At 42.8% G+C, this 14,579-nt stretch carries 10 protein-coding genes; 6 read left to right on the top strand and 4 right to left on the bottom strand.

The window, feature by feature from the left end; translation table 11 throughout:
• Positions 1-296: 296 nt before the first annotated feature.
• The 6 genes from COP04_RS17355 (at position 297) to lacZ (ending at position 8,868) form a co-directional block, all read left to right on the top strand.
• Positions 297-2,513 (top strand): alpha-galactosidase, encoded by a 2,217-nt coding sequence (locus COP04_RS17355; RefSeq protein ID WP_100489173.1) that lies wholly within the window; start codon positions 297-299, stop codon positions 2,511-2,513.
• 24 nt (positions 2,514-2,537) lie between these two features.
• Complete coding sequence (locus COP04_RS17350; RefSeq protein WP_204988052.1) at positions 2,538-4,463, top strand: sugar MFS transporter; 1,926 nt, start codon at positions 2,538-2,540, stop codon at positions 4,461-4,463.
• A 158-nt stretch (positions 4,464-4,621) separates the two neighbouring features.
• Positions 4,622-4,801: a beta-propeller fold lactonase family protein gene (locus tag COP04_RS20850; protein WP_420852798.1), complete on the top strand. Its 180-nt coding sequence runs from the start codon at positions 4,622-4,624 to the stop codon at positions 4,799-4,801.
• 42 nt (positions 4,802-4,843) lie between these two features.
• A complete protein-coding gene (locus COP04_RS17345; protein ID WP_100489171.1) occupies positions 4,844-5,125 on the top strand; it encodes a SemiSWEET transporter in 282 nt (93 codons plus the stop codon).
• A gap of 196 nt (positions 5,126-5,321) precedes the next feature.
• Positions 5,322-5,447, top strand: a complete 126-nt coding sequence (locus tag COP04_RS20840) for a hypothetical protein (protein ID WP_100489170.1) — start codon at positions 5,322-5,324, stop codon at positions 5,445-5,447.
• Between the two features lie 373 nt (positions 5,448-5,820).
• The gene (lacZ, locus tag COP04_RS17330; RefSeq protein ID WP_100489169.1) at positions 5,821-8,868 is read left to right on the top strand and encodes a beta-galactosidase, LacZ type; all 3,048 of its coding nucleotides are present in this window, start codon (positions 5,821-5,823) and stop codon (positions 8,866-8,868) included.
• Positions 8,869-9,238: 370 nt separating this feature from the next.
• On the opposite strand, the gene COP04_RS17325 is transcribed toward lacZ, so the two are convergent.
• The 4 genes from COP04_RS17325 to COP04_RS17310 form a co-directional block, all read right to left on the bottom strand.
• Entirely contained in the window at positions 9,239-10,237 is a 999-nt protein-coding gene (locus COP04_RS17325; protein ID WP_100489168.1) for a LacI family DNA-binding transcriptional regulator, read from the bottom strand.
• A gap of 378 nt (positions 10,238-10,615) precedes the next feature.
• Positions 10,616-12,064, bottom strand: coding sequence for a PQQ-dependent sugar dehydrogenase (locus tag COP04_RS17320; protein ID WP_100489167.1), 1,449 nt, complete (start codon positions 12,062-12,064; stop codon positions 10,616-10,618).
• Between the two features lie 272 nt (positions 12,065-12,336).
• Positions 12,337-13,254 (bottom strand): lysylphosphatidylglycerol synthase domain-containing protein, encoded by a 918-nt coding sequence (locus tag COP04_RS17315; RefSeq protein WP_100489166.1) that lies wholly within the window; start codon positions 13,252-13,254, stop codon positions 12,337-12,339.
• 169 nt (positions 13,255-13,423) lie between these two features.
• Positions 13,424-14,569 carry an MGDG synthase family glycosyltransferase gene (locus COP04_RS17310; protein WP_100489165.1) on the bottom strand — a complete coding sequence of 382 codons (1,146 nt, stop codon included), beginning with the start codon at positions 14,567-14,569 and terminating at the stop codon, positions 13,424-13,426.
• Between the last annotated feature and the right edge of the window lie 10 nt (positions 14,570-14,579).

Genomic DNA, 14,579 nt, shown 5'->3' with positions numbered 1-14,579 from the left:
GCTTAAATCCCTTAGTTGCCTTAATAAACTAGAATATTATTGATTAAACATATAATTTATGCATAGCTTTTTGAAAAAATTCTATAGGGGCAGAAAATAATATTTTACTAAAAAAATCTTGACAGTTAGCGATGGGGTGTATAAGATCATTATGAAAGCGGTTACTAAATTGCTCCCGACTATTTACTTTCTTTGATCATCAAAAAATGGAGAAACAGCTCTTAAAAAGGTCTTCAAATGTTTCACGATGCTTCATTCACGGTCAGTACAAATTGGAAGGGAAGGTGGAATTATTTATGGCAGCCCATATAACCTATGACGGGCAGAAACAAGTATTTCATCTGTCAAATCATTTTCTCAGCTATTTGATGCAAGTTGATCAGCATGGTTTACTACAACATTTATATTTTGGAAAAAAAATACGAAAATATCATGATGAAAGAAGTTATCCGGGTTTAGATCGCGGTTTTTCCGGTAATGTCCCCTCACTTAATGTGGGAGAACAACCGGACAGAACTTATTCAAAAGATATGATTCTGCAAGAATATTCTGGAAACCAAACGGGGGATTATCGGGAGGCAGGAAGTATTATTAGGTCTGATATTGGGTCGGTTACTGTAGATTGGAGATATAAAGGGTATGAAATCATCGAAGGTAAACCCAATTTAACGAAGTTGCCGCAAAGTTATGTTGAATCTGATGACGAAGCGACAACCCTTAATATTACGTTAGAAGATTCTGCACTAAAAGTAGACGCAGTTTTAACTTACACAATTTATACAGATCGACCTGTAATCACAAGATCAGTTAAGCTCATGAACAAATCATCAGCTACTTACTATTTGGAGAAGATTGCCAGTGCCCAAATTGATTTTCCAAAACAAGATATGGAAGTGATTAGTTTACCTGGGGCGCATGTAAGGGAGAGGCAAATTGAAAGGCAAAAAATTAAGCATGGCACTTATCGATTTGAAAGCCGTCGGGGTACTTCTTCCCATCATATGAACCCGTTTATTGCGTTGGTTCATCCTGATACTACAGAATTTCAGGGCGAAGCGCTTGGTATACAACTTGTTTATTCAGGAAATCACCTGTTTAGTTTAAGCAAGGATTACATCGACCAGACAAGATTAATTGTCGGTATTAACGATTATGATTTCTCATGGCAACTAAAGGGAAACAGTGAGTTCCAAACGCCAGAGGTGATTATGGTTTACTCTCATGAGGGATTAAATGATATGTCCAATACCTTTCATCATCTTTTAAGAGAAAGAGTTGCCAGAGGGAAACACAGATTTTCTGAACGTCCGGTTGTTATCAACAATTGGGAAGCAACGTTCATGGACTTCGATACCGGGAAACTAAAATCAATTATCGATAAAGCTGCTGAAGTCGGTGTTGAAATGTTTGTTTTAGACGATGGGTGGTTTGGCCATCGTGATGACGACACTTCCTCGTTAGGTGACTGGTATGAATATAAGAATAAATTTGAGGACGGGCTTGGCGGTATTGCCCAATATGCGCATGAAAAAGGTTTGAAATTTGGCTTGTGGTTTGAACCGGAAATGATATCGAGGGATTCTGATTTGTTTGAGCAGCACCCTGACTATGCTCTTCAGGTGCCTGATCGAGAAATGACACTATCAAGAAGTCAATATGTATTGGATTTTTCCAGAACGGAAGTAGTTAACAATATTTTTCAACAAATGATTAAGATTCTGGACAATATTTCGCTTGATTATGTTAAGTGGGATATGAACCGGCATTTGACAGAAGTCTGGTCTAATGCGTACGCGCCGATGCGGCAAGGTGAAATCTATCATAGATATATATTGGGCCTGTATGACTTAATGGAGCGCTTGGTTGAACGTTATCCCAATATACTTTGGGAAGGCTGCTCCGGGGGTGGAGGACGGTTTGATGCCGGTATTTTGTATTATTTTCCGCAAACATGGACGTCTGATAACACCGATGCAGTTGCCCGGTTAAAGATACAATATGGTACAAGTCTCGCCTATCCGATATCCAGCATGACATCTCACGTGTCTGAATCACCTAACCAGCAAACCGGGCGGAGTACCACAATAGATATGCGCGGTGATGTTGCGATGAGTGGTGTATTCGGGTATGAACTTAATCTTGATGAATTGCCGGAAGATGAACTAGATAGTGTCAGGCAGCAAATAAAATTTTATAAAAAACACAGGAAATTGATTCAATTTGGAAAATTTGTACGCTTAGACAGCCCTTTTGTTCATAATACGGTGTCCTGGGCATTTATTTCTGAGGATCAGAAAAAAGTGTTGCTTTTTAACTTTAAAATACTCTCTGAAGCACAACCGGAGATATCTGTAACGAAATTAAAAGGCCTTAAAAGCGACAGCGACTATATAGAGCCTGCTACTTCAGAAATTTACGGCGGTGATGAATTGATGAACATCGGTCTATACGATTTTCCAGTTCAGCAAAGGGATTTTGTATCAAGCGTTCGTTACTTTGAGGCATTGCAATAAATAATGTATTGGGGGGTTACAATGATGGATCAAAAGCATTCTATAACGTCGCGAATATCTTATGCCCTTGGTGCCTTTGGGCATGACATGTTTTTTGCTACTTTAAGCACGTACTTTATCATGTTTGTTACGACTCACCTGTTTAATACGGGCAGTGCTTCTCAAAATGATAAGATGATTTCAATCATTACTTTAATTATTTTTCTGCTTCGATTTGTCGAATTAGCTGTCGATCCTTTAATTGGAAATGTCATCGATAATACGAAAACCCGGTGGGGAAAATTTAAACCGTGGGTCGTTATTGGCGGCGGAGTGGGATCGATTTCACTGATCTGCTTATTTACGGATTTTGGCGGCCTGACGAAAAGTAATCCAGTTTTGTATCTTGCTTTGTTTGCAATCATCTATATTTTGATGGATATGTTTTATTCATTTAAGGATATAGCCTATTGGTCAATGATTCCGGCATTATCGTTCGATTCCCACGAAAGAGAGAAGACAGCTACATTCGCTCGAATCGGTTCGACTATTGGTGGAAATATTGTCGGAGTTGTCGTGATGCCGCTGGTTTTGTTATTTTCGATCAGCTTGAATCATGGGACCGGCGACAGCCGCGGCTGGTTCTGGTTTGCGGTAATTGTGGGGACGATTTCATTTGTCACTGCTGTTATTGTCGGCCTTGGTACAAAAGAAATTGATTCGGCACTCCGTAAAAATAAAGAGCGGACAAAGTTTAGGGATGTATTTAAAGTATTATTCAAAAATGATCAACTCATGTGGCTGTCCTTGTCTTATGGACTCTACACGATCGGCGTGACCCTAACGAATTCCATGGAGCTCTACTACTTTTCTTTTATTCTGGGAGATGCCAGCAAGTTTTCGATTCTGGCAATCTTAAACACAATCGTTGGTTTGTTTGCGGTTTCGGTCTTTCCGGCGCTGGCTAAAAAGTGGAAACGAAAAAACGTATTCTTTATCTCCATCACAATTATGGTTCTTGGACTGCTACTGTTCAGTTTTGCCGATACTTCTTTGCCGTTTGTTATTACGGCTGCGGTACTGTTCTTCATTCCTCAGCCTCTGATTTTTCTTGTCGTGCTGATGACTATTACGGATGCTGTTGAATATGGCCAGTTAAAAGAAGGGCATCGCGACGAAAGTCTGACACTGTCGGTTCGTCCTTTACTGGATAAGCTGGCAGGTGCCGTATCCAACGGTGTTGTCGGTCTGACAGCAGTATGGGTAGGCATGACCACAGGAGCATCAGCCAGCAGTGTGACCAGTGCGGGGAAACTGATCTTTAAATTCATGATGCTGGGTATCCCATTTTTACTAGTCATCATCGGTACTTTTATCTTCTTCAAAAAAGTCAAACTTAATGAGAAAATGCACGCGGAAATTGTCGATGAACTGGAGAAAAAGTGGGGCAAGAACTTTGATTCATCAGAGGACGCTGTCGAAATGGATCAGCAGATCAAGAACCCGTCCGGCGAATCGGCACTGAATATTTATGCGCCCGTCGACGGAGAGTTAGTCCCTCTCTCAGATGTTAATGATGATGTGTTTGCCAGCGGGAAAATGGGCAAAGGATTTGTAATTAAACCTAAAGGCAACAAAGTATATGCGCCGTTTGACGGCTTGATTCGCATGGCTTTTTCAACGCGTCATGCAGTCGGAATCGTTTCTCATACAGGAGTGGTTGTTTTAATTCATATCGGAATAGGAACAGTTAATTTGAAAGGTGAAGGCTTTGTCACTTATTTTGACAGAGGAAAAGAAGTGAAGAGAGGAGAATTGCTGATCGAATTCTCTCCGGAAATAATTTCTCAAAATGGATTTGATGATATTGTCATCACCGTCTTTACAAATTCGGATGCTTATCAATCGATTAATACGACAGAGAAACATGATGTCAATCATAATGAGGTTGTGGCAGAAATTATTAAATAAATGGAGCTCCATATTTTGCAGAGCCAGCGTGGAAGAGGGGCACGGGTGAATCAATATTCGGCGTTACTGGACGACTGACATCATTGAATTCCTTGATTAAAAAGACGACTGGAAAAGACTTAAAAATATCGGAATGGTCGAGTCCAAACAGCGGATCGGTGATAGACTCTTCAGAGCAATTTGTGCTTGCCGCAAATCAGAATTCAAACAATCTTTTGTTCTTCAAACGCAACGAGAAAACGGAATTATTAAAGAAGCTCCTTAGTTCACTATCGGTTCCTGATTCGGTTGTATTTCTGAAACAAAGGTGTGAGTCTATTATAGCTAATGGTTATTGAACAGGCATGAGGCTGGTCCAAGACTGCGAGGAGTGATTGGAAATGTTGGAGCTTACGGGCTTTATTGCGGGAATTTTTACGAGTATCTCTTTTTTCCCGCAGGCCATAAAGGTAATTAAGACCCATCAGGTGTCAGACATATCTCTTTTGACGTACTCTATGTTCTTGATGGGGCTCGCACTTTGGGTTGTTTACGGTATATTCTTTCATTCACCGTCTATCTTTGTTTGCAATGCGATTTCCTTAATACCGGCGGGCATTATTTTTGGCATGAAGGCAAAGAGTATCATCGAAAAGAAAAAAGCGCACCGTCTTCAAAATTAAGCTCGCGCGAAGTGGTCAAGTAAACAGCGCACCAGTCTTCTGATTCTGGGGATCGGGTGTTGCTTGTTTATTTTTCAGCACAATGTCACCGGCCTTGATCTACCAGCCGACATCCGGCCCCTGGATAGTGACGGTTGCTACTGTGTCCGCCACCGGGTTGATCAGTTCCACTAGGAACCGTTAGGGCTTTGAAACTATTTTGACAGAGGAAAAAGAAGTGAAGGGAGGAGAACGGCTGATCAAATTCTCTCCAGAAATAATTTCTCAAAATGGATTGGGTGATATTGTCATCACCGTTTTTACAAACTCGGATTCTTTTTAGTCCATTAATACAATACAGAAACATGATACTAACCATAAAGAGGTCATTAAATGAAAAAGTTGCTCAATATATTCTAAACCACTCTGCGTCTAAAGTGCAGGGCGGCTCAGTGAAAAATATTAAAATGCCATAGTGAAGATTTGTCGGCGATTTTATTCGACGAGAATTGAAAACCATTAAAAAAGGGAGGCGAAGCTGCTACTCATTTCACCTTAGCAAAGCACGGTTCGCGGAAGGTACATCGACGGGAACAGTCCGATGCTGATCCGTTGCAAGCAGAGCCGATTCAGTTTGCAATTCAGGGCCGAATGTTTACAAATTCATGAGAACAGACATTTAACTCAGAGGGTGAAACCATAGTGCAGTGAGCTCAATGAATCAAAACAAACCGGATATCGACTGGTTGCAAGATCCGACTATCTTTCGAGTCAATCGCATCGATGCTCATTCTGATCATTCATATTATACTTCGGAAGCGGATGCTGGACAGGGTGTGATGCATCTCCGGCAAAGCTTGAACGGGAATTGGAAATTTAGTTACGCGCCAAACCCGCAATCGCGGGTGAAAAATTTCTATCAGACAGATGTCAACTGCCACAGCTGGGAGGATATTAAGGTTCCGGGCCATATTCAGCTTCAAGGATATGGTCGGCCGCAATACAGCAATTTAACATATCCATGGGACGGGAGCAGCGAAGTCGGTCATTCTCCTGAAATTCCGCAGGATCACAATCCGGTCGGTAGCTATATCAAATATTTTACGGTCGACCAAGAGTTGCAGACAGGTCCGCTTTATATTTCTTTTCAAGGCGTTGAATCGGCTTTCTTTGTCTGGTTGAACGGGCGTTTTATAGGTTACAGCGAGAGTAGTTTTAATCCGGCCGAATTTGCCCTTTCAGACGCGGTTGTTAAGGGTGTCAACAAACTTGCAGTTGAAGTGTATCAACGATCGACGGGCAGCTGGCTTGAGGATCAGGATTTCTGGAGATTTTCAGGAATATTTCGCGATGTCTATCTGTACACAACGCCGCGTATCCATATTTTTGATCTGTTTGTGAAAACGGATCTGGACAATACGTATCGTAATGCTGAACTGACGGTCGACTTGAAGCTGCAAGGAGAGAGGAAAGGGAGTGTTGCCGCTGTTTTGTATGACCGTTCCGGTAATGAAGTGGGAAAAACGCCGGAAACCGGGATCCAGGGGAATATGCAGCTTCGTTTTCATTGCCGCGGTGTTCAGCTCTGGAGTGCAGAAACTCCTTATCTATATCTGCTTAAATTGATCGTTTGCAACGATCAAGGACAGATAGTTGAAGTCGTTCCGCAGCAGGTCGGGTTTCGCAAGTTTGAAGTTAAAGATAAATTAATGTGCCTGAACGGCAAACGTATTGTGTTCAAGGGCGTTAACCGTCATGAATTTGATTGCCTGAGAGGTAGATCCGTTACCCGGCAGGACATGTTGTGGGATATTAAATTTCTCAAGCGGCATAACGTCAATGCTGTCCGTACATCACATTATCCCGATCAGTCTTATTGGTACCAGCTTTGCGATGAGTACGGAATCTACTTGATCGATGAGAATAATCTGGAGACGCACGGCACATGGCAGCTGCCCGACGGTACGGTGCCTGAAAACGTACTTCCCGGCGGAAAAGCAGAATGGCGCGATAGTGTGCTGGATCGTGCACGCTCGCTGCTCGAGCGGGATAAGAATCATCCATCCGTATTAATCTGGTCTTGTGGCAACGAATCCAACGGCGGCAAAAATATTTTCGATATATCGGAGTATTTCAGAAAAACGGATCCTTCGCGGATAGTCCATTACGAGGGGATATTTCACGATCGGAGCTATAATGCAACGAGTGACGTCGAGAGCCGGATGTACGCACGGGTCGAAGAGATTAAACATTATCTTGAAAATGATCCGGAAAAACCATATATCAGCTGTGAGTACATGCATGCTATGGGCAATTCGTGCGGTGGTTTTCATGAATATACGGCATTGGAAGATCGTTACCCGCTTTACCAGGGCGGTTTCATATGGGATTATATTGATCAATTCCTCGTTACAAAGAACCGCTATGGCAAGACGTTTTTTGCCTACGGCGGCGATTTTGACGACCGTCCGAACGACGGGGATTTCTGCGGTGATGGTATTGTTTATGCCGACCGCACGCCTTCGCCGAAAGTTCAGGAAATTAAGTACCTCTATCAGAATATCAAACTGAACGTTCGTCGTGACGGGGTCGAGGTCAATAATCAGAATCTGTTTATCGACACGTCCGGCTACGAATTGGAGTATTCATTGAACCGCGAAGGACGGGAAGTGCTGCGTCACTGCTTATCAGTCAGCGTTCCGGCCGGCGAATCGCAGTTTGTCCGGCTGCCGTTCGCCGATCCCATTCCGGCGGGTGAATATATGCTCAACGTTGCAATGAAACTGAAGAGGAGCACCCGCTGGGCGGATCGGGGCTATCCAGTCGCTTTCGGTCAGTTTGTTTTTCAACAGCAAGCTGTGCCTGCGGTAATGAAGCCGTTCGCTTTCAGGATAATGGATGTGATTCACGGATCGTTCAATCTCGGCGTGCGGACGGATAATTTCAGTGTCATCTTTTCCAGAGAAGACAAAGGCCTGTTATCTCTGCGCTATCATGGACGCGAGTACCTGAAACAGGTGCCTGTGCCCCTTTACTGGCGTGCTCTAACTGATAATGATAACGGCTGCGGGTTTGGTTATCAAAGCGGCCCGTGGCTTCAGGCCAGTCTGTTTCAGCGCTGCAGCAAGGCACGTATTGTCGAGGAGAAAAATGGGGTAACTGTCGTCTATACGTATCAATTACCGATTTCCGATCAGGCGGCCGTCACCGTCTCTTATACGGTTCGGCCGGATGAGACGATTGATGTACGAGCCGATTATCACGGGGCGCGGGGACTTCCGGATCTGCCGATTTTTGGAATCTCATTGCGGATGGCTGCCGATTTTAATCAATTTCGCTATTACGGAAAAGGGCCCGAGGAAAATTATATCGATCGAAATTGCGGTGCCCGGCTTGGCATTTTCGACAAGAAGGTTGTCGATAACGTGTCGAAGTACGCCGTTACTCAGGAGAACGGAAACCGTACCGGTGTCAGATGGGTGAACGTGCTGGATGATCAGGGTGAAGGACTGCATATCGAAGCGTTGGATCAGCCATTTGAGCTTGGCATTTCGCCTTATACGGCGTTCGAACTGCAGAACGCGCAGCATGCCTATGAACTACCTGAAATTCACTACACAAACGTGACACTTGCTGCCAGACAGATGGGTGTCGGCGGTGATGACAGCTGGGGAGCTCCGATACATCAGGCTTACCATATTGATGCGGCAGGCGACATTCATTTTGCATTTAAAATGAGTGCGGTTTGTCCGGATGACAGATGACATGAGGTGAAGTTTTGGCATTCAGTTTGATTCGTTCACAGCCTGAAATTTTAATTATCTGGACATTAAAAAACGACGATCCTATTTAAGCGGTTCGTCGTCTTTTTATACTATAAGAAAGCATAAAATTTTAGTGGATTATAGTATGAGCAACCAAACAGACATCGGATCTTCGACTAAGAACGTGCACGTTCTGCGCACAACGTCAAAGTCACCGCATCCTGCGGAAGTACGTCCTCTGGCATGTTCAGCATGAGTCCCTCCATGGCTGCTGTCACAACTAAGGCTCAGCCTGCGCCAGAGGCTTGGCTTTGCCAAGTTTTTAATGCACACCACCCGCGGTGCCCGTGAAACAGAGCGGTAAGGGTAACTACAAACTGCTCTTACGGATGATCAGCTTCGTTCCGAGCGTGATACGTTGCGGTACTTCAAGTGGATTTTTGATTTTATTCATGAGTAAATCAACACCAAGTTCACCCATGCTTTCCGTATAGACTTTGACCGTGCTTAATGGCGGGTAAAAATATTTAGCGATGGAAATATCGTTGAATCCGATCAGTGATACGCGTTCGGGCACCTGAATCTTGTTTTCATGCAGCGCCCGAATCGCACCGATGGCCATCGCGTCACTTGCAACGAAGAAGGCTTGCGGCAATTGATTGCCTAATTTTTCAATGGCCTCTGTCATCAAATGGTAGCCGGAATCGGGTGAAAACGATCCTGTAAATATGTACTTGGGATCCTGATTTAATTTCGTTTTAACATCTTTGACAAAAAAATCAAATCGCGGATCCCTTAGCGTCAACTGCTGATCGTAAGTCGACTCTTTTCCTGCCAGCATGCCGATCGAGTGAATACCTTTGTCAAAAAAGTAATCAACGATCTGTTTGACTGCCTGCTCGAAATCAGTCACCACACAGTCGTACCCCAATGAAAAAGTATCGAAATCCAGAAACACGATGCTCTTGGATAGGGAGGTCAATTTTTTAATCTCACTTTCGCTGAACTTCCCGATCGCTATAATCCCGTTAATGTCATGTACGTCAGTTAAATTTTCATTAGGAAAAAGATGTACCGTCTCATAGCTTTCAGCCTGAAGTTTATTCTCAACGCCCATTCGAATAGACAGATAGTACAGATCGTTTAATTCTTCCTGCTCGGTAACCCAAAGCACGATCGCAATTTTTCCATAGGTCTTTTTTTTTCGCGAATGGTTCTTAAACTTTGAGTAATTAAGCGATTCTGCTGTTTCAAAGATCCGTTTTCGCGTTTTCTCCGTAACCGACAGCGTTTGATCATAATTCAGTATTCTGGAAACGGTTGCGATGGAAACGCCCGCTTGTTTTGCTATATCTTTTATCGTAGCCAAAAGTCCACTTCCCTTATCATCAATAATAGATTCCGATAAATTATACTAAAAAGGGGATATCACTATATTACCATAGAGACCTGGCAACCCTTCAATAAAGAGGACATTCATATAGCCTTAGACGGGTTTGTGAACGGAAGAGGAATTGACTATCAATAAAGAAGGTCCAGCTGGGGGATGTGGCGCAGCATACCCATTCGCCTGAAAAAGCATTGCTGATCGATACAGGCTTAGGTGTATCAAATATAGAAGGTTGAAATCAAGGCGTTTTACTATTAAAATATCTGAACAATGAGGAACATGATTACCCTTTCTAGTTTGTTTTATAGTTCAACTCAATCGATCATCGAAATAGATTGATCTCGAATTCGTTATGAATCATGGAACAATTTCAAAAACAGTACCCTGGTTAGAATCATTCACATTCATAGCGCCATAAACTCCTAAATAGAGTCGGGTTTGATCCAGATTCGTTCCCAAACTGACATAAAGAGCGGATTGAGAACCAAAGTTATAATCTGTTTCAATAACACTAAAGTTGCTTAGGTTACAATCTGTTCTTACCCTAGTATAGGCTAAGACTCCTCTAACCGGGGGGTGAGATCCTTCATTCCGGGCAATATCGGTAAACACAACGCTTCCCGTTAAATCGGGGATTCCATTACCCATATATGCCTGAACGCCTGTGAGTGCAGTTCCTCCAAATTTATCAGGGCGGGGATCCTGATGAAAATAACTGGTTAGGGGCTGAATGCGCAGCACTGAAGTTTTTACTGCATCATTGTAGTAGGCAATGACTTTCTCATCTAAAGCCGAATTTGCAGAGCAGCCGCTTATAATCGAAGTAGGAAAAGCACCTTCCCATCCTCGCCAGCCAAAGTTAATCAATCCTTCTTGGTCAGCCCCAGAATTCATTAAAGAAGCTTGAACAAGCTGAGTAACCGGTATGGCTTGATAATGAACGAACGAATAAATCGACTCTGCCAGATCCTGTCCGACAATGCCCACATATTTGATATACTGATTATAAAATCTTTGAAATGAAATGCCGGGTATATTGCGGACCCCTTTGGCCATTACCGCAAGCGTTTCCTGAATCGGTGCGGGAAGTTCATTAAAACGTGTGACAACGGGTGAATCATTGATAAACGTATTCTTAACGACGTCAATTTCAATTATTTTACCGGCAATCTCCATATCATCCTGGCTTAAATTAAATGGATCATAGCCCATTCCACCATCTCCGGTTGTTAAAACAAGTTTTCCCGTTTCAGGTGAAAAGTTTAAGCTATTGACACCATTATGATTAAAAAATGGCCGTCTTAAATTAAGTAATGTCCGTCTCTTTTGAGGTTGGCCATTCGGTTGTAAAATCCATTCTTCAACTGTATCAATATGATCATAGTCAATTTCTCTATTTATCCACTTTAAGTTTAAGGTCCCGAGGTCACACGGGTCAGGCTTGAAAAATTCAGGAAGAGCAGCCGGTTCTTGTCTTGCGGTTTCTGGTTTGGTAAGAGCACCTGGGCCTTGCGTTCCGGCTACTGAATAATGAAGATAAAACAGACCGTTGTATTGAAATTTGGGATGAAACGCCATCCCGATCAATCCACGTTCATCATATCTGCCGCCAGAAGCACCTAGTTTTAGGATTCGCAGGCGAATATCTAAAAAATTCCCTATTAACCCGTCTCTAATGTAATAGATCTCTCCTAACTGGGTTGCAACAAATAATGTTTCGGATGAGTCACTCGGAAGTATCGTTGTTTTCAAAACAGTGGGCAAATTTAGCTTACTGACAATAGGACGCAAACTGACTTTTATCAACTAACCTTTACCCTCCTTTTTATCGTTTTCTTTTTAAAGCATATGATTAGAACGGTTCTATTAGTATTAAATGGAGGCTGGGTAATGAAGATGTATCGTGCCGTTTTCCGCGCCAGTGTCGGAGAAATCCAGGACGGTCATTGAGGAAATGCCTAAAAGGATACTGAACGCTTTATAAATCGGTTCGAATATAAATTCATGAACAAGGTAAGTCAGTTGTCCGGAAAAGCAGAACCAGTTTCAAATTTAAATCATTTCCTCTGCTTAATCAATCAAGATTTCTGGCGCAGCATATTTTTGATCGCTTCTTTGTAATCACCACGAAGGGCTACGATAAAAAGGATGATTCCCAGCGGAACAAGCGCGGCATATTGGATTAAGTGAAGCAGCAGTCCCGCAGTCAGTGCTTCACTTTGCAAGATACCCAGTCCTGCGAGCCCGATAATGACGCCGTCTTCAAAGAGTCCGATCGCACCGGGCGAGGAGGGTACCAGTCCGACGAGGTTTGTCGCTGCGAATACGGCGAGCGACATGCGGAAGGAGGCACCAATACCGAATCCGCACGCGGCAAGGCCCACCCATGTCGCAAGAAGCAAAAGCACGTACGAAAAAGTCACCCAGAGCATCATTTTAAGCAAGTGGATATTTAGAAATTCATTAAAATAACTGCGGAACCGTGGCACAAAATAAAGAATGGCTAGGAGCAATATGATAAGTGCAATACATAGAAAGAAAAGAATCCATAACGCACTAACTAGTCTGTGGTCTTTAAATCCCGAAAAGGGGACAGCAAACAGCGAGATCATTATCATTGCAATAAAATCGGCAAATGCCGGTATCATAACCAATTTGGTTCGGCGTAGCGCGTGATAATCACTTGGGAAAAAAGCGAAGCGTAGTCCGTCACCAATATGAAGAGGCAAGATCATGTTTGCAGCGTGCCCGATGACAACGATTTGTAAGGCATTCATGCGGTTAATATTTGGGTCAATGCCCAAGGTGTATCCCAGACTCCGAACATAATTTGCATATATATTGATGATGACCGAAACGATGACAAGAAACCAGTTAATATTCGAATTTAGCAGCGTGTCCAGATTCAAGCCTCTGAGTGTCTTGAATGAATAATAGACAACGATAATTGTGATGATAATCCCTAATAGTAGCTTGATTTTAATTTTTGTTGACATTCAACTGCTCCTTGCTGAACCCTTTTAGCTGTTTATTAAACATGATACATAAACGAAGACGTATGATGAGGAAGGATCAGGTGAGAAAAAGTCTCTTTTATGGCTTCCGGATTATTATCATTATTTTTTAATTGCAGAGCAGGACCAGTAAAACAGGGAAGCGGAATTTTCACACTATGGGCTCGTCTTGAGATATATGTGTTTCTTTAGCCGTTTGAATGAGCAATTGAGCGATCACACGTGCAGACTCCGGCTTTCTGAACATATATTGACTTTTAGAGATTTGTATTAATTTTTCACCATTATTAACTAATAAAGTCGAAATTATGTCCGGAAGGCTGCTGATGTCTCTGCAATAAAGGCCCAACTTGTGTTTTAATACAAACTGAGGGTTCTTTGCTTCCTGTCCTCTCAATGCGCCGGTAATGATGACAGGTTTGCACAGGTTAATCGCCTCCATCAATACATTGGGACTCGCCCTCGTGATCAAAAGATCTGCGTCCATCATACGTTTTTCCACTTCCCTGATGAATCCGTAAATTGAGACCTTTTTTCCGACATAAGGTGATAAAGACTTCTCCAAAAATTTTTTTAAAGACGTGTTATGACCGGCAATAATCGTTATGCGGATCATTTCATCGTTTAATAGTGTTTGCGCTATCTTCAGAATCTGAGTTGATCCCTGGCTTCCGCTCATCAAAAGGATGGAGGTATATTTTTTGTTTTCATCACGCCAATGGAGAGGCTCAGGAAGATTTAAATCACAGAATTCACGCCGCACTGGGAAACCGGTCAAAAACAATTTATCGTTTGTAACGCCCGCATGCAACATGATTTGTTTTGTCTCGGCTGACGGACAAACGATATACTTTGCCCGCTTATCTGCCCAGAGGTCAGTGACATTGTCCAGATCCGCAATCAATGAGATGACCGGGATGTCCAGATCTGCACGGTCTAATACGTTTATAATAGAGCCGACGAAAAGATTATGGACGGATACGATCAAATCCGGACGAAAGGCATCGATTTGTTTTAATAAAGATTTCCTGATGTTTTGTGCTACAATCCAATTGACAAGCCCCTTAAAAAGGTTGCTAAGTCGATAGACGAATCCCCATAGTGCAGGAAATTTTACAGCAAAAGAGTCATAACTGCGGCTGGAAGACCGGAGAAGCCAGCTGCCAAGATCAAAACCATCAATAACGGAAAACTGTATATCCGGAGAAAGTAATAAGAGCTGTTTGCCCAGCGCTTCTGTAATGCTCTTATGCCCACTGCCTGTATGTTCCGATGAAAGAAACAGGATTCGATTCACAGCAAAAAAT

This window comes from Sporolactobacillus pectinivorans (assembly GCF_002802965.1).
Taxonomy (GTDB): Bacteria; Bacillota; Bacilli; order Bacillales; family Sporolactobacillaceae; genus Sporolactobacillus; species Sporolactobacillus pectinivorans.
Note: the sequence above shows the minus strand (reverse complement) of the source record. Positions and strands in the feature narration are given on the sequence as shown.